15 protein-coding genes and 2 pseudogenes are annotated in these 18,739 nt (G+C 67.3%); 9 read left to right on the forward strand and 8 right to left on the reverse strand.

What is annotated here, in order from left to right; all coding sequences use genetic code 11:
* Positions 1-51: 51 nt before the first annotated feature.
* The gene (locus tag ABZ016_RS36485) at positions 52-1,521 is read right to left on the reverse strand and encodes a non-reducing end alpha-L-arabinofuranosidase family hydrolase (RefSeq protein ID WP_356921025.1); all 1,470 of its coding nucleotides are present in this window, start codon (positions 1,519-1,521) and stop codon (positions 52-54) included.
* A 452-nt stretch (positions 1,522-1,973) separates the two neighbouring features.
* On the opposite strand from ABZ016_RS36485, the gene ABZ016_RS36490 reads away from it, so the two are divergent.
* Both ABZ016_RS36490 and ABZ016_RS36495 read left to right on the forward strand, forming a co-directional pair.
* A complete protein-coding gene (locus ABZ016_RS36490; RefSeq protein ID WP_356921026.1) occupies positions 1,974-3,404 on the forward strand; it encodes an endo-1,4-beta-xylanase in 1,431 nt (476 codons plus the stop codon).
* Positions 3,405-3,504: 100 nt separating this feature from the next.
* Complete coding sequence (locus ABZ016_RS36495; protein ID WP_356921082.1) at positions 3,505-4,806, forward strand: RICIN domain-containing protein; 1,302 nt, start codon at positions 3,505-3,507, stop codon at positions 4,804-4,806.
* A 164-nt stretch (positions 4,807-4,970) separates the two neighbouring features.
* Here ABZ016_RS36495 and ABZ016_RS36500 read toward each other — a convergent pair whose 3' ends face one another.
* On the reverse strand, positions 4,971-5,777 hold the full coding sequence (locus ABZ016_RS36500; protein WP_356921027.1) for an SDR family NAD(P)-dependent oxidoreductase: 807 nt from the start codon (positions 5,775-5,777) through the stop codon (positions 4,971-4,973).
* A 65-nt stretch (positions 5,778-5,842) separates the two neighbouring features.
* The gene (locus ABZ016_RS36505; RefSeq protein ID WP_356921028.1) at positions 5,843-6,697 is read right to left on the reverse strand and encodes an oxidoreductase; all 855 of its coding nucleotides are present in this window, start codon (positions 6,695-6,697) and stop codon (positions 5,843-5,845) included.
* A 287-nt stretch (positions 6,698-6,984) separates the two neighbouring features.
* On the opposite strand from ABZ016_RS36505, the gene ABZ016_RS36510 reads away from it, so the two are divergent.
* The gene (locus tag ABZ016_RS36510; protein WP_356921029.1) at positions 6,985-7,890 is read left to right on the forward strand and encodes a helix-turn-helix transcriptional regulator; all 906 of its coding nucleotides are present in this window, start codon (positions 6,985-6,987) and stop codon (positions 7,888-7,890) included.
* Positions 7,891-8,011: 121 nt separating this feature from the next.
* Positions 8,012-8,122 (forward strand): annotated as a pseudogene (locus tag ABZ016_RS36515) (transcriptional regulator); the annotation flags it as partial.
* Positions 8,123-8,288: 166 nt separating this feature from the next.
* Here the strand turns inward: ABZ016_RS36515 and ABZ016_RS36520 are convergent.
* On the reverse strand, positions 8,289-9,428 hold the full coding sequence (locus ABZ016_RS36520) for a helix-turn-helix domain-containing protein (protein WP_356921030.1): 1,140 nt from the start codon (positions 9,426-9,428) through the stop codon (positions 8,289-8,291).
* 85 nt (positions 9,429-9,513) lie between these two features.
* Here ABZ016_RS36520 and ABZ016_RS36525 point away from each other — a divergent pair, with 85 nt between their 5' ends.
* From ABZ016_RS36525 to ABZ016_RS36535, 3 genes and pseudogenes are all read left to right on the forward strand, one after another.
* On the forward strand, positions 9,514-10,569 hold the full coding sequence (locus ABZ016_RS36525) for a ferredoxin reductase (protein WP_356921031.1): 1,056 nt from the start codon (positions 9,514-9,516) through the stop codon (positions 10,567-10,569).
* Between the two features lie 7 nt (positions 10,570-10,576).
* A complete protein-coding gene (locus ABZ016_RS36530) occupies positions 10,577-11,695 on the forward strand; it encodes an acyl-CoA desaturase (protein WP_356921032.1) in 1,119 nt (372 codons plus the stop codon).
* 771 nt (positions 11,696-12,466) lie between these two features.
* A pseudogene (locus tag ABZ016_RS36535) lies at positions 12,467-12,777 on the forward strand (transposase family protein); the annotation flags it as partial.
* 200 nt (positions 12,778-12,977) lie between these two features.
* Here the strand turns inward: ABZ016_RS36535 and ABZ016_RS36540 are convergent.
* The 3 genes from ABZ016_RS36540 to ABZ016_RS36550 form a co-directional block, all read right to left on the reverse strand.
* The gene (locus ABZ016_RS36540) at positions 12,978-13,643 is read right to left on the reverse strand and encodes a hypothetical protein (RefSeq protein ID WP_356921033.1); all 666 of its coding nucleotides are present in this window, start codon (positions 13,641-13,643) and stop codon (positions 12,978-12,980) included.
* A gap of 61 nt (positions 13,644-13,704) precedes the next feature.
* Complete coding sequence (locus ABZ016_RS36545; RefSeq protein ID WP_356921034.1) at positions 13,705-14,604, reverse strand: hypothetical protein; 900 nt, start codon at positions 14,602-14,604, stop codon at positions 13,705-13,707.
* A complete protein-coding gene (locus ABZ016_RS36550; RefSeq protein WP_356921035.1) occupies positions 14,601-16,337 on the reverse strand; it encodes a hypothetical protein in 1,737 nt (578 codons plus the stop codon). Before ABZ016_RS36550 ends, ABZ016_RS36545 begins: the two co-directional genes overlap by 4 nt.
* 85 nt (positions 16,338-16,422) lie before the next feature.
* Between ABZ016_RS36550 and ABZ016_RS36555 the strand changes: the two genes are divergently transcribed.
* The gene (locus tag ABZ016_RS36555; protein ID WP_356921036.1) at positions 16,423-17,151 is read left to right on the forward strand and encodes an NUDIX domain-containing protein; all 729 of its coding nucleotides are present in this window, start codon (positions 16,423-16,425) and stop codon (positions 17,149-17,151) included.
* 475 nt (positions 17,152-17,626) lie between these two features.
* Here ABZ016_RS36555 and ABZ016_RS36560 read toward each other — a convergent pair whose 3' ends face one another.
* On the reverse strand, positions 17,627-17,752 hold the full coding sequence (locus tag ABZ016_RS36560) for a hypothetical protein (RefSeq protein ID WP_356921037.1): 126 nt from the start codon (positions 17,750-17,752) through the stop codon (positions 17,627-17,629).
* 514 nt (positions 17,753-18,266) lie between these two features.
* Between ABZ016_RS36560 and ABZ016_RS36565 the strand changes: the two genes are divergently transcribed.
* Positions 18,267-18,632, forward strand: a complete 366-nt coding sequence (locus tag ABZ016_RS36565) for a DUF6221 family protein (protein ID WP_356921038.1) — start codon at positions 18,267-18,269, stop codon at positions 18,630-18,632.
* The last annotated feature ends 107 nt before the right edge of the window (positions 18,633-18,739 follow it).

Raw genomic sequence — 18,739 nt, forward strand, 5'->3', positions numbered from 1 at the left:
GCCGAGCCCGCCCCACCGGCTCCGCACCGGAGCCGGACTCGTGTCACGCCGTCAGCGCTGCAGCGTCAGCAGGCCCGGACGGTAGGGCAGGAGGCCGTAGTCACCGCCGGAGTTGGGGCTGCGCCCCTGGTAGAGCAACTGCAGCTTGCAGGGATCGACGGTCATGGTCTGATCGGGGCTGGTGCGGATCAGTTCGCCGTGGCTGATGTCGTTGGTCCAGGTGGCGCCACTGTTGGCCTTGCCGGCGAAGGGGTTGCTCTCGGTCGCGGCCTGGGGTGTCCACGAGCCGTTCAGACTGGTGGCCGTGAACGAGCGGAAGTAGCGGTGGCCCTGCGCACCGATCGCCTCGACGATCATGAGGTAGCGGTTCTGGCCCTGCAGCTTGTAGACCTGCGGGGCTTCGAACAGGTTGTTCTTCGTATCGCTCATCACCACGGTCGAGGTCGAGCCGAAGCTGCCCGGGAAGTTCCCGATCGGCATACTGGCCCGGTAGATCTTGCCGTTGTCACCGGCGAAGAACAGGTACATGTTCGTCCCGTCACCGATGAGTGTCTGGTCGATGGGGCCTGTTCCGGAGTCGCCGATGCTGCCGGAGAAGAGCACCTGCGGGGACGACCAGCCGTTCGGGTTGGTGGGGTCGCTCGACGTCCGGTACGAGAAGGCGGTCCCGCCCCACTGGTAGGCGAGCACCCAGATGTTCTTCGGCGCGAAGTAGAAGAGCGTGGGCGCGACGGTGGAGGTCGACATCGTGTTCTGGCTCGCCGAGGCCATCTCCGACCAGTTGGTGAACAGGCCGAAGTTCATCGACCCCCAACGCGTCCCCGTGTCGTGCGTCGTCGCATAGACGAGTTGCCTGCCGTTGTACGGGACGACGGTGAAGTCCTTGAGCGAGACCCACCCTGACTTGGGCTGTGCCAGCGCGCCCGTCGATGTCCAGCGGTACGTCGACGGAAGATCGCAGGGGGCGGGATCGGCGCCGCCGACCTTGACGAGCTGCCACTGCTGGTTGGAGCCGCCCCAGTCGTCGTACTGGACGACGTTGGCGTTGTCGGCGGTGGAGGCGCCCTGTACTTCGAGGGCCTTGTTGCTGTGGCGCGAGATGAGCCTCACGTAGCCGTCCGAGCTGTCGGCCAGTCGCCACTGCTGGTTGGTGGCGTTCAGGTCGGTCCACTGGACGATCGAGCCCCCGTTCGCGGTGGACCGGTCTTTGACGTCCAGGACCTTGCCCGAGTGGCGGGACTTGATGCGGTAGTAGCCGCCCCCGGAGTCGACGAACTGCCACTGCTGCTGGTTCTGATCGTTCCTGGACCACTGGGTGATACGGGCGCCGTCACCGGTCGCCATGTTGTAGACGTCCAGGGCCTTGCCACTGTTGCGGTTGACCAGCACGTACGAGGCGTTGGGGTCTACGGTCGCCGCGTCGGCGGGCTGGGCACCGAGAAAGGTGGCCACGAGCAGCAAGGGTGCCAGGACGGCGAGTAGTCGTCTCGGGCGGACGAGGGACGGGTGGGGAAACCGCATAAGAGGGCCTCCTTCGGGGGCGGGGCGGGGGCGGGGTGACCCCCGGTGAACCACGGAGCGGACGTGCCGGGAGAGGAGGGGTGATCTCGAAACGTTTCGGAGAATTCCCGCAAGCTTCGACGCCACAAGCTAGGAATACGGGGCCCCTTGGTCAAGGTCTGTCGCCGATCTGTCCATAAACAGGCCCCGGCGCGGGCCCCGCGGCATCCGCCGCCGGAATTCCGCAAGTTTCGAACGAGGAACCGAAACTTGTTCTGCGATGAGTATTGACGATGCATCGTCAATGCCTCAATCATCCCTGCCTGAGGAGCCGGTCTTAGTTCGATATGTCGAACACCTCTGTGATGCACGGCAGATCCACGCATGGCTGCATGACAGATCCGCGCACCGAAGCCGGATGAGTCCTTCCCGCGCTTCAGTCCTTCCGTGATTCCTACCCTGGAGGCACCGTCATGGGCTCGTACGCCCTTCCCAGACCCGTTGTCCGCCGGAAAATCCGAGCCCTGCTGTTGACGCTGGTCGTCGGCGTCCTCGGGGTGGTCGCCGCACTGGTCGCGCCGCCGACGGCACACGCCGCCGAGAACACGCTCGGCGCAGCGGCGGCGCAGAGCGGCCGCTACTTCGGCACCGCCATCGCCTCGGGCAGACTGGGCGACTCGGCCTACACGACGATCGCGGGCCGTGAGTTCAACTCGGTGACGGCCGAGAACGAGATGAAGATCGACGCCACCGAACCACAGCGGGGCCAGTTCAACTTCACCGCCGGCGACCGTGTCTACAACTGGGCGGTGCAGAACGGCAAGCAGGTGCGCGGCCACACCCTGGCCTGGCACTCCCAGCAGCCCGGCTGGATGCAGAGCCTCAGCGGCAGCACCCTGCGCCAGGCGATGATCAACCACATCAACGGCGTGATGGCCCACTACAAGGGCAAGATCGCGCAGTGGGACGTCGTGAACGAGGCCTTCGCCGACGGCAGTTCGGGAGCCCGGCGCGACTCCAACCTGCAACGCACGGGCAACGACTGGATCGAGGTGGCCTTCCGCACCGCGCGCGCCGCCGACCCGGCCGCCAAGCTCTGCTACAACGACTACAACGTCGAGAACTGGACCTGGGCCAAGACCCAAGCCATGTACAACATGGTCCGCGACTTCAAGCAGCGCGGTGTGCCGATCGACTGCGTCGGCTTCCAGTCGCACTTCAACAGCGGCAGCCCCTACAACAGCAACTTCCGCACCACCCTGCAGAACTTCGCCGCCCTCGGCGTCGACGTCGCCATCACCGAACTCGACATCCAGGGCGCTCCGGCCGCGACGTACGCCAACGTGACCAACGACTGCCTGGCCGTCCCGCGCTGCCTCGGCATCACCGTCTGGGGTGTGCGCGACACCGACTCCTGGCGAGCGGAGCAGACGCCGCTGCTGTTCAACGGCGACGGCAGCAAGAAGCCCGCCTACACCGCCGTCCTCAACGCACTCAACGGCGGTACCTCCACGCCCCCTTCGGGTTCCGGAACGATCAAGGGCGTCGGTTCCGGCCGTTGCCTGGACGTGCCCGGCACCAGCACCGCCGACGGCACCCAGCTCCAGCTGTGGGACTGCCACAACGGCAGCAACCAGCAGTGGACGTACACCGCCGCCGGCGAGCTCAGGGTCTACGGCAACAAGTGCCTGGACGCCGCCGGCACCGGCAACGGCACCAAAGCCCAGATCTACAGCTGCTGGGGCGGTGACAACCAGAAATGGCGCCTCAACTCCGACGGATCCATCGTCGGCGTCCAGTCCGGCCTCTGCCTCGACGCCGTCGCGGGAGGCACCGCCAACGGCACCCTGATCCAGCTCTCCTCCTGCTCGAACAGCGGCAACCAGCGCTGGATCCGCACCTGAGAGGACCTGTCACCTACGAAAGGGTGAATCGATGAAGACCTACGGTGCGGTTCCTCCCGCCCCGCCACGAAAACATCGCTGGTGGTCCCGGGTCGCCGCCGTGGTGGCGGCCACCCTCGCGACCGGCATGCTCGCCGCGGTGAATCCGGCGCCGGCCGAGGCGGCGACGGTGGACACCAACGCCTGGTACGTCCTGGTCAATCGCAACAGCGGCAAGGCGCTGGACGTCTCCGGATCGTCCACCGCCGACGGCGCGCGAGTCGGCCAGTGGACCCGCAACGACGGAGCCAACCAGCAGTGGCAGTTCGTGGACTCCGGCGGCGGCTTCTACCGCCTCAAGGCCCGGCATTCGGGCAAGGTCCTCGACGTGGCCGGCGCCTCGACCGCAGACGGTGCCCCGATCCAGCAGTGGGCCGACCACAGCGGGGCCAACCAGCAGTTCCGCCTGGCCGACTCCGACGCGGGCCACGTCCGGCTGATCAACCGCACCAGCAGCAAGGCGGTGGAGGTCCAGGGCGCCTCCACGGCCGACGGAGGCAACGTCGTCCAGTACACCGACGGGGGCGGCGCCAACCAGCAATGGCAGATGGTCAAGCTGTCGTCCGGTGGCGGCGGCGGATGCGGCAGTGCCCCGACTCTGGCGAGCGGGACGCACACGATTCAGAGTGGCGGCAAGAGCCGCAGCTTCATCCTCAGGGTTCCCGCCAACTACGACAACAGCCACCGCTACCGGCTGATCTTCGCGTTCCACTGGCGGGGCGGCACCGCCGGTGACGTCGCCTCGGGCGGCACGAGCGGGAACGCCTGGTCCTACTACGGCCAGCAGGAACAGTCGAACAACACCGCGATCCTCGTCGCCCCCCAGGGCCTCGGCAACGGCTGGGCCAACGCGGGCAATGAGGACATCACCTTCGTCGACGACATGATCCGGCGCATCGAGGGTGGCCTCTGTGTCAACCCGGCACAGCGTTTCGCCACGGGATTCAGCTGGGGCGGCGGCATGAGTTACGCACTCGCCTGCAGCCGGGCGAACGTCTTCAGAGCCGTCGCGGTCATCTCCGGCGCTCAGATCAGCGGGTGCAGTGGCGGCACCCAGCCCATCGCCTACTTCGGAATCCACGGCGTCAGCGACTCCGTCCTCAACATCGCGCAAGGAAGGTCCCTGCGCGACAGGTTCGTCAGCAACAACGGCTGCACCTTCCAGGGCCCGCGCGAACCCGCCCCGGGCAGCCGAACGCACTTCACCACCAGCTACTCGGGCTGCCGTGCCGGATACCCGGTCCAATGGGCCGCGTTCGACGGAGGCCACCTACCCGGTCCGGTCGACGGCTCCCCCAACGAAAGTGGCGTCACCACCTGGACCAAGGCAGAGATCTGGAGGTTCTTCGCACAGTTCCAGTGACCCGCCCGCACCATGGAGTGGAGCCAGGATCGTCCTGGCTCCACTCTCAGTGCCGCACAGGCTCGGGGAGGGGCTTAGGTATCGCGAATCAGTCTCGGCATGGCTGCAGGGACAGGGCCGGCCCGTGGACTCGGCAACGCGCCCGTCCGCAGCTCCCGGCTCGCCTAACGCTCGGAGCGCGGCTTGGCCTTGGTGGCGTGGCGGGCGGCCTTGTAGGTCTCGGGGAGGAAGCGGTGCTCGATCGCGGTGCGCTTGGTGGCGGCATCGCCTCCGACGACCTCGGCGCGTCCGTTCATCAGGGCGAGGAAGCCCTGGCGGGCGACTTCCTTGCGGCTGTTCTTCTTCATGCCGGGGCCGAAGGCGGTGTTGTTCATGCCCGCGCGGGCGTGGAAGTCGCTGTCGGTGGCGCCGGGCATGAGGCAGGTGACGGTGACGCCGTGTTCCTTGAGTTCCTCGCGCAGTCCGAGGGCGAACATGCGAGTGAAGGCGCGGGAGGGCCCGTACACGGTCTCGTACGGGGTGGGCAGGGTCGCCGACAGCGACGAGGTGATCAGGATCCGGCCGCGGCCGTTGCCGGCCATGTGCCGGGCAACGTGCTTGGCCAGGTGGACGACGGACGCCACGTTCAGCTGGATGAGGGAGAGTTCGTCGTCGAGGTCGGTGTCGAGGAAGGCGCCGCCGATGCTGCGGCCGGCGTTGAGGACCGCGGTGTCGAGCGGCCGTCCGGTCTCTTCCACCGCGCGCCACACCGTCTCGACGCCTTCGCTCCGGGAGAGGTCGGCGCGCACGGGGGTGACGTGGACCCCGGGCCGTGCGAGGTCGGCTGCTGCCTGCTCGGTGTGTTCGCTGCGACCGGTGACGATCAGGTCGAAGCCGTTGAGGGCGAACAGCTTCGCGAGTTCGTAGCCGATGCCTGCGGAGGCCCCGGTCACCAGGGCGAGCGGGCGATGGGGGGAGGCGGCGCTGCACATGAGGGTGCTCCGTTTCCGTGTGCTGGTGGTCGTCCGGTTCGGTTCGGCTGTCGCTCGAGTTGAGGTCAGGCGGCGGGGGCGTCGAAGTCGGCCGACTTCGTCAGTGCCTCGTTCGCGCGGATCTCGGCGAGCATCGACTCCAGCTGCTCGACCGCCATGCTGTACGCCGGGGCTCCCAGCAGCAGGCGCTGGGGGCGGGTGTCGGCGGCGAGGGCGGTGATGATCGCCCGGGCGGCGGCGTGGGGGTCGCCGGGCTCCTTGCCGGTGTCCGCGCGGAACGCGGCACGCGCCGCGCCGACCGTGTCGGCGTAGTCGGTGATCTCCCGCTCGGGCAGCGTCTCGTTGGCGGACCGGCCGGCCCAGTCGGTGCGGAAGGGGCCGGGCTCGACGAGCAGCGTGGTGATGCCCAGCGGGGCGACCTCCTGGCGCAGGGCGTCGGTCAGGCCCTCGACGGCGAACTTGGTGGCGGCGTAGTAGCCGACGGCAGGGAAGGCACGGAGCCCTCCGATGGAGGAGAAGTTCACGATCGTTCCCGAGCGGCGAGCGCGCATGCCCGGCAGGACGGCGCGGATGACGTCGGACAGGCCGAAGACGTTGATGTCGAAGATCCGGCGGATCTCCTCGTCGGTGCTCTCCTCCACGGCGGCGAAGTAACCGATGCCGGCGTTGTTGACCAGCACATCGATGCCGCCGAAGTGCTTCTCGGCGGCCTCGACGGCCGCCTCGACCTGCGCGGCGTCGGTGACGTCGAGGGACAGCGCGAGCGCATCGTCAGTGCCCTCGACAAGATCCTTCACCTGTGCGACGTTGCGGGCGGTGACGACCGCCTTGTGGCCGGCGTCGAGAACCTCCCGGGCCAGAGCCCGGCCGAAGCCGGTCGAGCAGCCGGTGATGAACCAGACCTTCTGCTGAACAGTCACGAGGCGATCTCCCTCAGAAATGGGCGCACCCCTACCACGGCGATCACAACAGGTGACGGCGACAGGAGTGCTGTGTGCACGGGGTGAGGCGGCGCCCGCCCGGCCGGTGCCACGCACACGGCGGGCGGGCCGCGGACCCTTCTCGGGTCACTGCGATGGCCGCCCCACCATTCATGCACGACGAAAAGCGGCAGGCCAAGCCGCTGGCGGGGGCCACTGCTGCCGGGGAAAAACCTTCCCCCTCACGCAGGTGGAACCCCTCCGCGAGCCGGGGAACACTGGGGGCCATGGCCAACAATGCCGAGGAGATCAAGAAGTTCCTGCGCACCCGGCGTGACGCGGTCCGTCCCTCCCAGGCCGGCCTGGCGAACTACCCGGGCCGGCGAGTACCCGGCCTGCGCCGCGAAGAAGTCGCGCAGCTCGCCGGGGTCAGCGTGGACTACTACACCCGCCTGGAACAGGGACGGCTCACCAGCGCCTCCGAAGGCGTCATCCTCTCCATCGCCGAGGCCCTGAAGCTCACCCAGGCCGAGACCCAGTACCTGCGCGACCTGCTGCGCCCCCGGCCCCGCCGCGGCGCCGAGCAGGCACCGCCCCAGCAGGTCCGTCCCGATCTGCTGCGCATGCTGAACGGCCTGCACGACCAGCCCGCCTTCGTCCTCGGCCGCCGCAACGAGGTCCTGGCCTCCAACGACCTCCTCGATGCCCTGCTCACCCCGTTCAACCACCGTCCGCCCGGCGAACGCAACCTGCTGCGCTGGATGCTCCTCGACCCCGCCGCCCGCTCCCTCTACCTCGACTGGGCGCAGGTCACCTCCGAGGTCGTCGGCGTGCTGCGCGCCGAGGCCGGCCGCAACCCCCACGACCCGCAGATCGCCGAATTCGTCGCCGAACTGCGCTCGGTATCCCCCGAGTTCCGCACCTGGTGGGCCGAGCGGACCGTCATCGAACGCACCTGGGGCACCAAACGGTTCAACCACCCCGTCGTCGCCCGCCTCGACATCACCTACGAGGCTCTCTCCCTGCCCGGCGACCCCGACCAGATCCTCTTCGTCTACGCCGGCAAGACCGACGACGACCTCGGGAAACTGCGCATCCTCGCCAGCTGGTACGCCCAGTCCACCCCCGTCGGCAAGGACGCGGCCCAGCCGCAACCGGACGAGTCGGCCGAACAGGACTCCCGCCATGCGTAGGCGCGACGCAGAGGCATCGGACACACTGCGCCGCAAGGCGACGGCAAGCCGGCCGCGGCCAAGCAGGTGTTTCTGAGGGTTCATCGGCCCCGCATGTGGTCAGCGCGGCCCTCGGATGCTGCACGGGCGCACGCTTGATCAAGCGCTCTGGCCGCTCGGCGCCTGGGGGGTTGAGCGGATGCGACGCGAAGGCTCAGAAGCGGTCGACGTAGCCGTGGCTTCACACGGCTGAGCATCCGATCCCCCGGCTTCGGCGCTTCCGTAGTGCCGTCCGCGACGCGCGCCGCTGACGGCATGCCCGCACCCAACGGAGAGCTCGATCTTCGCTGATGGCGCCGAGGACGAGGCACGATTCCTGGACCGCTCGCGGCCGCGGACGTGGACGGTCGAAGAACGCGTCAGCTGTCCCGAAGTCCGACCGCCAGAGTCAGTTCGAGGACCCGGTGCGGCGACCCGAGATCCGGGAACAGCTCCCGCAGCTGCGACATCCGGTACCGGACGGTCTGGGGATGGACGAACAACGCCGACGCCACCTCGTCCCGCCTGCCCTGGTGCAGCAGCCACGCCCGCAAGGTCTCCTCCAGCCGCCGCGCGGTCGCGACAGGCAAGGTCCGCAACGGTGCGAGGGCCCGGGCACGCAGGTCTGCGAACGCCTCCCCGTCGGCGCTCAGCACCAGCTCGGGCAGGTGGTCCTCGGTGTCGCGAATATCAGAGGAGAGGGAGCGTGCGCGTACGGCTCGTGCGTACGAGGCGGACGCACGAGTCCATGACCGGGCCGGGCCGACCACGGCGGCGCGGTCGGCCAGCTGCCTCAACAGATGTGATCGGTCGGCATCGGGGACGAGCAGCACGCCCAAGGAGTCCGGCAGATCGTCGAGGACGAGGGTGCTCGGGTCGAGCGCGCGGTGGGCGGGCCGGGCCTGGGCGGCGGGCAGCAGGACCGCGGTCAGCGAAGCCGGAGGCTGCCACGCGGCCCGTTGAGCAGAGGCCAGCAGCACGTCCGGGCTCGCGCCGGTGAGGAGGTCGCGGACCAGTTGTTCCAGGTGGCGCTCATGAACCCGGCCCCGGGCTGCCAGTTCGTCGGCGTGGCCCGCGGCGCTCGCGGCGGAGAGCTCGTCGATGTAAGCGAAGGTCAGCTCGGCGAACTTGGCGACCTCGGCGGCGGGCAGACCTGCGGGTACGGCACCCGCGGCCAGGCATCGCCAGGCCACGCGGGCACCGACGCGGTAGGCGCTGAGCAGGGCGTCCATCGAACGGCCGTCACGCACCTCGCCGCGGCCCAGCTCGTAAGCTGCGTCACCGGCGTCGCCGCCCGTGGCGTTCCCGCTCGCCACGTCCAGGTAGTGACCCAGGGCGGTGCGGACGGCTCGGCGGATGGTGCCGCCCATGCGGCCCGAAAGGGCGCCTGCGTAGGGAGGGACCTCGTCGATGATCGCCTGGACGACCTCGTCGGCGGTGGTCTTCAGCGCGGCCCGAAGTACGGTGACCGTCGTCTCATCCAGGGCCAGCTCGGTGGCCCTCCGCTGTACATGGCTCATATTTGTTCCCTGCGAACAATTCAGCCGACTAGATTCACGTCCTGCGAACAGGACTTTACGCTCTCAGGCGCATCAAGCTGGAGTCATGACGAGTGCAGCCCTCCGCAGCAGGGCGTGGAAACTACTGGAGATGGTCACGACGCCGCTGCTGCCGTCGGACTACCTCGACCTGGTCAGCCCGCTGCGCGCGGGCGCCGACCTGCGTGGGCGCATCGAGGCCGTGCACCCCGAGACGGGTGACGCCGCGACCATCGTGATCAGGCCGGGACGGGGCTGGCGCGGCCACAGAGCCGGTCAGTACGTGCGGATCGGGGTGGACGTCGACGGGGTGCGCCTGTGGCGTGCCTACTCGCTCACCTCGCCGACAAACCGCCAGGACGGCCGCGTCACGATCACCGTGAAGGCGATCCCGGACGGCAAGGTCAGCAACCACCTGGTCCGCAGGGCGAAGCCGGGCACGCTGATCCAGCTCGACCAGGCGACCGGTGACTTCGTCCTGCCCGAGGCCAAGCCCGCCAAGGTGCTCTACCTGACGGCCGGCAGCGGCATCACGCCCGTGATGGGCATGCTGCGCGACACCGAGTTCGACGACGTCGTCATGGTCCACTCCGCGCCACAGCCGCACGACGTGATCTTCCGCAACGAGCTGCACGGCCTGGTCGCGGACAAGAAGCTGCGCCTCACCGAGCTGCACACCGACACGGACGGCATGCTCGACATCGCCCGTCTCGACGAACTCGTGCCCGACTGGGCCGAGCGAGAGACCTGGGCCTGCGGGCCCGCGGGCCTGCTCGACGCCGCCGAAAAGCACTGGGCCGAGCACGGCGTCCCAGAGCGCCTGCACACCGAACGCTTCCGCCCCGGCATCGTCGCCGCCGGCGACGGTGGCGAGGTCACGTTCAGCACCACCGGCAAGACCGTCGACGCGGACGGCGCCACGCCGTTGCTGGACGTCGGAGAGGAGGCCGGCGTGCTCATGCCGTCCGGGTGCCGCATGGGCATCTGCTTCGGCTGCGTCACGCCGCTCAAGGCGGGCGCCGTCCGCGACCTGCGCACCGGCGAGATCACCGAGGCCGAGCCGGGCGTCCTCATTCAGACCTGCGTGTCCGCCGCGGCGGGCCCCTGCGACATCGAACGGTAGGAACAGCTTGACCGCCATCGACCCCACCGCCCACCTGACCGCGGAGCAGATCGAGGAGCTCGGCCGCGAGCTGGACGCGATCCGCGACGAGGTGATCGCCAGCCGTGGCGAGAAGGACGCCGCCTACATCCGCAAGGTCATCTCGGCGCAGCGCAAGCTCGAGCTGGCCAGCAGGGGCGTGCTGCTGTTCTCGATGTTCCCGCCCGCGTGGCTGATCGGAACCGCCGGCCTGTCCGTGGCGAAGATCATGGACAACATGGAGATCGGCCACAACATCCTGCACGGCCAGTGGGACTGGATGCGGGACCCGAAGATCCACTCCACCACCTGGGAATGGGACCACGTCTCGCCGGCGGACCAGTGGAAGCACTCGCACAACGAGCTGCACCACACGTACACCAACGTGATCGGCAAGGACAACGACCTCGGCTACGGCATCATGCGCGTCGACGAGGACCAGAAGTGGCACCCGTTCCACCTCGGCCAGCCCCTGTGGAACTTCATCAACGCCTGCTTCTTCGAGTACGGCATCGCGGCGTACGACCTGGAGCTCGGCAAGAACCTGCACAAGCGCCGCCGCAAGAACCCGGAGTTCCGCGCGCGGGCCAGGGCCGTCGGCCGCAAGATCCGCAAGCAGGTGCTCAAGGACTACGTGATCCACCCGCTGCTGTCGGGCCCGTCGTTCCTCCCTACGCTCGCAGCCACGTTCACCGCGAACCTGGTCCGCAACATCTGGTCCCACTCGGTGATCATGTGCGGGCACTTCCCCGAGGGCGTGCAGGTCTTCGAGCGCCGGTCGATCAAGGGCGAGACGCGTGGTCAGTGGTACCTGCGCCAGATGATGGGCTCGGCGAACATCAGCGGCAGCAAGGCCATGCACTTCATGACCGGCAACCTGTCGCACCAGATCGAGCACCACCTGTTCCCGGACCTGCCGAGCAACCGGTACGCCGAGGTCTCGGTGAAGGTGCGCGCGCTGTTCGAGAAGTACGAGCTGGAGTACGTCACCGGGCCGCTGCCCAAGCAGGTGTTCTCCGCGTGGCACAAGGTCTTCCGGCTCTCACTGCCGAACAAGAAGCCCAAGGTCAAAATCCCGGACCGCGAGCAGGAGCTCGTCGCGGCCTGATTCCCGGTATGGGTTCAGTCAGCGGGCCACTCCGGCCCCTCTCCGAATCGGTTCATTTCGTAGAGCCTTGAGGCGTTGTCAGAACGGCGCATACGCTCCGCCGCATGACGAGAACTGGCACGTACGATGCTCGACTGAACCGGTTGTGGGGAGCCGTGTGCGCCTGCGCCGGGGTCTTCTTCCTCGTGTGGGCGCTCTCTTGGGTCAAGGCAAGCGTGCTCAACGAGGACCTCCCCGATCGCTGCGGAGATCTGCACAGAGCCAGCTTCCCTTTTGAGACGTCATGCCAGCATGAGGACGGCACAGTTGAGGGCGCGAACAGTCCGCTCTTCGACGGGGTTTTCTACGGCTCGATGGCTGCAGGTGCGGTTTGCCTGGTAGCCGCGTTGACGATCGAGGCAGTCCGGAGGAAGTAGCGTGAGAGTGCCGTCTGTCCTGTAGTCGCCGTCCGCGGGGCCGACGGCTGACTGGCTCTAGAAGAACCCAAGTTTCTTCGGGCTGTATGAAACAAGGATGTTCTTCGTCTGCTGGTGGTACAAGTGCTATGCCCCTCTGAACAGCAAGGATGCCGGTCCGGCGCTTTGAATGAGGAGAATTGGCCCGCGCATGGTCCGGATCTTGCTGGTGCTGGGCCGCCTCGTACCGCGACGGATCGACGGGGCAGCCGCAGAGAGACAGCGAGCGCGATGACACACGATCCTCGGCGCCGGCCCCTCTCCGACGAACCGCAGAGGCGCTGGGGGAGGCTGGCCCGACGAAGCACGGGGCCTGGGCCGCACCGGCGACCTGACGGTGCACCGGACCCATCGGATCGTCCGAATCGGTGAAGGACAAGATTTGGCCGTCCTCGCGGACCGCGCCTACACGGGCGTCGGCCCTCATGTCCTCACCGGCCTGCGACGTCAGCCCGGTGGGGGAGCTCACCCTCACCCAGCGGACCGTCAACCGCGCCCTAGCCCAGGCTCGAGCTCCCGTCGAGCGCGGCATGGCAAGGCTGAGTCCTGGCAGATCTCACGCAGATCCCGCCTCAGCCCAAGTGCCTGACCGTCATCGCCAAGGCCGTCCTCACCCTGGAAAGGCAGACTGGAAGGCTCACTGTGCGGCAGCTGGCGAATAGGCTCCGGGTGGCCAGGAGTACCAGGTGCACCGCTACAGTCCCCCGTATGCCGCTGTAAAGACCGCATCCCTTGCCGCGGCTCTCTCAACTTCGAGACATCGCAGCACGAATGACGCCCCGTCCGGTCTTCGCACGTGGGCCGAGCCCAGGCGCTGTAAATCGATGTCAGGGATGCTGTGTGACGAGGGCTTCTGTGCTGTTCGCCCAGGATGTGTCGAATTGTTGGAGGGCGATGGTGTAGAGGAGGCCGGGCGCTCGTGCGTACAGGCAGGGTGAGTTCCTACCGTGCGCGTTGTCGCTGTAGAAGGTGAGGTAGGCGACCTTGTCGGTGGCTATGACGCGGCATGTGTGGGGCAGGTTGTAGCTGTGCAGTTGGATGTTGCGTTGTGCGCGTGCGGCCTGGGCAAGGTAGTTGATGTTGGCTCGGACCTGGTTTCTGAGCACGTCAGGGGTGAAGCCTGGGTCGAAGCGGGCGACGTCGTGGGAGCGGCGGTCGAGCCAGGAGTCGTGTGGTGTGTCCGGGTTGGGGAGCAGGATCTGGACGGATGCGGGTGAGAGGTCGCCGGACCACAGGGGGGCGAAGGCTTCACGGGTGAGGATGTTGCCGCGTCCTGCGATGACTTTGACCCAGCGGGCCCTGGCGAGGTCCTGGCTCATGTTCTGTTCTGCGGCGGCTTGGCGGCGGTAGACGCGGCGGAGTCCGGTGCCGGTGAACCAGGAGCAGGCTGCGGTGAGCCACCACAGGGGGCGTGAGGCGCGCAGCAGGCTGAGGGCGAGCAGGAGGGTACTGGTGACGAGGGAGCTGAGTATGCCGAGCAGAAAGGCGTTCATGCTGAGGCTCCGGTGGTGTGAGTTGTCTCCTTAGGCGGTGCTCGCGGTGCTCGTCGCTGGCTCAGCAGAGGTAGGGGAGTAGTTGGCTCAGGACATGGGCGGCGTTTCTTGCTGCGAGTTCGTGGTGCCGGTGGCCCTTGTCTTCGTCGGCGTTGTCCGAGACGCCGCGGATGACGATCCAGCCGGGGTTTTCTGTGCCGTGGACTGAGTTCTCCTGCCAGTACTGGCTGAGCCCGCCGGCCTCCATGTCTACGGCCAGGACCTTTTCGTGGTAGGTGGTGAGGTAGGTTCGGACGTCACTGGCCCGGTCGGCGATGACGGCTTCGCCGGACCCGATGACTCCGGGGTATACCTCGTACTGGTCGCCGGCGTGTGCGGTCATTTGGCCGTCGATGAGCGCTGGCGTCCCGTGGTCGGTGAAGTAGGCATTCACGGCGTGAACGACCTGCCCGGGTGCTTGCCGGTGTTCACCGCGACGGCGGGTGTCGCCCATCGGGTTGATCTTGCGGCTCTCGTAGTAGACGACGTCGGTGGAAACGATGACGTTGCCGATCCGGGCGTGGTCATCATGGATGCCGCCTCCGATACCGACGAGGGCCCACAGCCGGGGGTGGTAGTGGCGTCGGAGGTTTTCCAGGGCAGCCATGGTGGACCGCTGGCCCTGGCATTGCGTCTGTGTGGCCACGACGCGCAAGGTGGCACCGGGGACACTGTGTTCGCCCTGGTAGAAGTACAGGCCGCTTGGCAGCTTGTGACGGTGAAGCTTTAACTCATCGATGACGGAGCGGAGTTCCTCACTGAGGATGGTGACGATCCCGAGGTCCCACCCGGCGTCCGCTTCGACAGCCGGCTCAGCGGAGCGCAGGGGCGCTGGCCCGGATGCTTGAGCGTTCGCTCCGATCGCGATGTTGCTGAAGCGGTTGTTGCTGCCGCGGCTGATGATGCCTTGGTTGTTGGTCATGGGGCTGCTCCGTTGTCGGGCTGTGCGGACTGGTTCGCGGGGACGCCGACCTGAGCCGCTTCGCCTACTGCGTTGTTGGTGAAGCTGTTGTTGTCGCCGAAGTTGAAGATGCCGCTGTTGATGATCTTGAGTGCTCGGTCCTTGAAGACGGACGTATCGACATCCTTGCCCTGGAGGAAGTCGCTGGCGGCGCTCAAGAGCCGCTGCTCTATGGTTTTCATCCGTCCGAGGATGTCGCTTTTCTCAAGCTGTACCTTGGTCCAGGCCTGCGACGATTCCTCTCGTATGCTGACGCGGCTGCCAATGAGGATGTTGCGGATCGGCGTCGCGGTGAGGTCGCGGGGCAGGACAGCGGCCTTGGCCAGCGCATAGAGGTAGCGGAAGATCCGCCATGAGTGCTGGATGTCGGAGGGCAGCGCGGCCAGTTCGTTGAAGGCTGCCCAGATGACGGCTGCGCCGCCGTGGTGGCCGAACTCTTCGGCTCGCTGGAAGGAGCGTGGTGTGTGCGCGAGCACGCATGCCGCAGTGGACAGGTTCAGGGTTCGTCCCTGCAGGCTGACATGCAGCAGGACGGTCGCAACGAATTCGCCCCCGTCGGCGGAGGTGGTGACCTCGAGGAAGTGGTGCTGCTTCGATTCCGGCGTGTTGATGATGGAACGCAGTTCACTTCGGGTGAAGTGGTGCGGAAGCAACGATCGGTCCACCGCGACATCGGTCTCGGCGACGTAGACGCGGTCCCGGACCTCTGCCGGCAGCCGGACGTCGCGGCTGTCGATGTTCAGCGGCAGGACAGCTTCGCGCAGATGCTCAACGAGTTCGTGTGCCTGGAAAGGCGGCACCGAGTGCTCACGCTCGTGCAGTGGCTCATCATCGGTATCGGGCCGCAGCAACTGGATACTCATCGGCGGATTCCACTGGTAGACGAGCTCACCGGCTCCGATGAACGGTGACCGGTCACCGAAGAGCGTGAACATGGTGAGGTCGTCATCCTCGTCGTCGCTGTGCCGGGGGCGGCGGTACACCGCACACATGTGGTGCTGCTGGCGGTCCGCTGCACGCTGCCGGCCCGACAGGCGGGCGGGACGCAGTGCAGGGGTACGCAGGATCCGGTTGAGGATCAGCTGGCGTGTGGCTCCCACGGCCAGGTAGACGAGTGTGATCGCCACGGCCAGGAGGAGTGCCGTCAGCGCCTGCCGCGGATAGACCAGGGCGATGACCAGGACGGTCATGGCCAGCCACAGCGCGGCCGTGGTGACCCGTCTGAACGCGACTGCTTTGCCCGTCGTGACGCGCGGGAGGAGGAACCTGAGGAGGTAGCGGTGGGCCCGTAAGGGGCCGCCTAAGCCACGGCGTCTGGACTTGTGGGCTGGCATCGGCTGGCGGTCGATGCCTTGAAGCAGTGTGGCGAGACGGAGCAGCAACAACAGGCCGAAGCCGCAGGCGATGAGGAGGGCTGCGGGAAGGGCTCCTGTGAGGACGGGTCCGACTATTGCAGCGAGGATAGTGGTACGAGGGAGCGCGCTGAGCGCGGCGGCGCGCCACGCGTGATGCATGACGGGGACGATGTCGAAGCCGTAGGACGGGGCGACCCTGCGGTGCGGCGCGATGCAGACTTCGCCGATCACAAGGTCGCGGAAACGTTCGTCCACATACACGCCGGCGCACAGATGACGCGTGGCGGCTGTGGGTTCGAGCGTCGTCTCCTGTGCTGGTGGCGCGTGGGAAGTGGTCATGTCCTGCCCCCGGCTTCTACAGTTATGGTTGCTGTGACCATAAGTGTCGGCGGAGTTTAAGTCAATGAGACCTTTAGGGGTGCGGGTGGATGACTGGCTGAAAGACTCAGACGAGGTCGGACCCTCGTGGCTGACCGTGGACCTTGCGATCTTCACCCTCAGAGACGACCAGCTGATGGTGCTCCTGATCGAGCGCGGCCTGGACCCCTTCAACGGCATGCCCGCGATGCCCGGTGGCTACGTCCAGAAGAACGAGACCCTCCGGGACGGGGCCCTGCGCGAGCTGGCCGAAGAGGCCGGCATCGACGGCAGTCAGCTGCACCTGGAGCAGCTCGGAACCTACGCGGACCCCGGGCGTGACCCAAGAGGCAGAGTCGTGACCGTCGCCTACCTCGCACTGGGGCCGAACCTGCCGACGCCCGTCGGAGGGACCGACGCCGCATGCGCCTTCTGGGCCCCCGCGGCGCGCTTGGAGGACAGCACGCTCCCCCTGGCATTCGACCATCAGGCAATTCTGACCGAGGCGCTGGAAGAGGTCCGCAGGAAGCTTGAGTACACCGCTGTCGCCACGGCCTTCTGCGGGGAGACGTTCACGCTCAGAGATCTCCGCACGGTGTACGAGGTGATCTGGGGCCAGCCACTGGATCCGAGCAACTTCCGCCGCAAGGTGCTCAACACCACGGGATTCGTGCAGCCGACGGGAGATCAGTGGCTGCCCCCTACCGGCCGCCCGGCCGCCCTCTACCGCCGTGGACACGCCTGGCTGCTCAACCCGCCCCTGCTGCGTACTGCAACATCTGGTCAGCGAGGCTGAGGCGGGCTCCGGTCACGACAGGCGACTAACCGAGGGATGTGCTCACCGGGCTGAGGGCGAACCGGCACCGCACGGCGGACTCCAAGGCCGCCACAAAAGTCGAGTGACCCTCGCCCGAGAGTTTCAGCTGGCTGAGGCCAACGCATCTTCTGGACTACGCTTTCCCGGCAGCGCCCCTCCACACGCGCCCAGCGCAGCCTGTAGACCACTCAGTTGCTGTCCGCGATTAAGGATATCGAGGAGTTCGGTCGGCCCGAGGCCAGATGCGAGGAGGCCGCGCTGTTGGGCCTCCCACAGGACGGTGACCGGCTCGACGGGGGCAACGCGCCACGTCAGAACGGTCTGGCACTACCACAGTCCGGCGTGCAGGGGGAGCGTGAAGTTGTCGCCGGTCAGCCACCGCATCTGCTCAGCGGGGTGTGCCGTCGAGGTTGCGAGCAGCAGCCACTCCTCATCGGCCGTCTCCTCGGCGTTGTTAGGGGGCTGCGGTCGGCGCGTGTGCGGGAGTGCGGGGCAGGGAGCCGGAGCCGAGCGGGAACCGCGAGGCGATGTCGTTCACCACGCTGGCGAGGGCGTCGGCGGCGGTGAGGGTGGTAGGCACAGGGTGCGGCGGACGTGCTCGGTCTCGATCATTCGGCGAGCACTGCGTTGAGCCAGCTGGTGTCCTGCGCATACTGGACCGGGCCGGGAGCGTCAGGGTGCGGATCGCGGCGGACAGGGCGCCGTGCCCGTAATTCTCAAGAACGAGCCGGGCTCGATCCCGGCGACGTTGGTGAGGCGACGGGGTTCGACGAGGAGAGCACGCTCGGCGTAGCACCGGCTGCTGCGGATGCGTGTCGGGCAGGTCGTCGAGGTCGTCGCCCTCGTCGAGGGCGGGGGTTGCGGGGCTTCATGTCCCGGGTGCCGAGGAGGGTCAGAGAGTGACTTCCATCCACCCGGACCCGCGAACAGTTCCAGGATCAAGAGACCAGCCCCGAAGTCGTCCCGCGGGTGTGTGACGTCGCCGCGGCAGTTTTCGCCCCAGCACGCTTTTCAACCCAACAGAAAGGCGGGACCGGGTTGTCAGAGCGCCAGTGGATGATGGTCACTCACACCTACCGACCGAGGGGTACCCGATGGACCGTGTTGTTGCGGACCTGGTGTTCTTTCTGAGCGCTCGTCTGGACGAGGACGGCGCTGCGGCCCGCGCGGTGAAGCAAAGCGAGGACTCAGGGGACATGAGCGCCCGCATCCTTGCCGATGTTGCCGCCAAGCGCGGGCTCCTGCGCTTGGTGGAGTGCCAGCAACGGAACGCCGATGCCGAAGACTTCATGGTTCGTGGCCCTGCCACGGTCTCGCTGGCCGCGCTCCAGGCCGTGCTTCGCCACCTTGCTACTGCGTACATCGGCCACCCCGACTTCGATCCCGAGTGGGAGCCGAATGAGGATGAGTACGAGCCTGACGAGAGGTTCAGCGCCCGTAGCCGGGACTACATCGCCTGACGTCGCCGCTCCAAGAATTGCGGATCAACAACATCAAGGAGCTGCAAAGAAGAATCTGTTGAGGCCGCGGGCTAGGGACCGTCACCGCCGTCGATGACCAGCGCCGC

This window comes from Streptomyces sp. NPDC006372 (genome assembly GCF_040612515.1).
Classification (GTDB): domain Bacteria; phylum Actinomycetota; class Actinomycetes; order Streptomycetales; family Streptomycetaceae; genus Streptomyces.

What these genes read in the sequence shown, in the direction of transcription:
- ABZ016_RS36510 (WP_356921029.1), top strand. Translation starts at nt 6,985, where the DNA reads ATGGCCAACAATGCCGAGGAGATCAAGAAGTTCCTGCGCACCCGGCGT.
- ABZ016_RS36490 (WP_356921026.1), top strand. Translation starts at nt 1,974, where the DNA reads ATGGGCTCGTACGCCCTTCCCAGACCCGTTGTCCGCCGGAAAATCCGA.
- ABZ016_RS36485 (WP_356921025.1), bottom strand. Translation starts at nt 1,521, where the DNA reads ATGCGGTTTCCCCACCCGTCCCTCGTCCGCCCGAGACGACTACTCGCC.
- ABZ016_RS36565 (WP_356921038.1), top strand. Translation starts at nt 18,267, where the DNA reads ATGGACCGTGTTGTTGCGGACCTGGTGTTCTTTCTGAGCGCTCGTCTG.
- ABZ016_RS36520 (WP_356921030.1), bottom strand. Translation starts at nt 9,428, where the DNA reads ATGAGCCATGTACAGCGGAGGGCCACCGAGCTGGCCCTGGATGAGACG.
- ABZ016_RS36500 (WP_356921027.1), bottom strand. Translation starts at nt 5,777, where the DNA reads ATGTGCAGCGCCGCCTCCCCCCATCGCCCGCTCGCCCTGGTGACCGGG.
- ABZ016_RS36540 (WP_356921033.1), bottom strand. Translation starts at nt 13,643, where the DNA reads ATGAACGCCTTTCTGCTCGGCATACTCAGCTCCCTCGTCACCAGTACC.
- ABZ016_RS36525 (WP_356921031.1), top strand. Translation starts at nt 9,514, where the DNA reads ATGACGAGTGCAGCCCTCCGCAGCAGGGCGTGGAAACTACTGGAGATG.
- ABZ016_RS36550 (WP_356921035.1), bottom strand. Translation starts at nt 16,337, where the DNA reads ATGACCACTTCCCACGCGCCACCAGCACAGGAGACGACGCTCGAACCC.
- ABZ016_RS36545 (WP_356921034.1), bottom strand. Translation starts at nt 14,604, where the DNA reads ATGACCAACAACCAAGGCATCATCAGCCGCGGCAGCAACAACCGCTTC.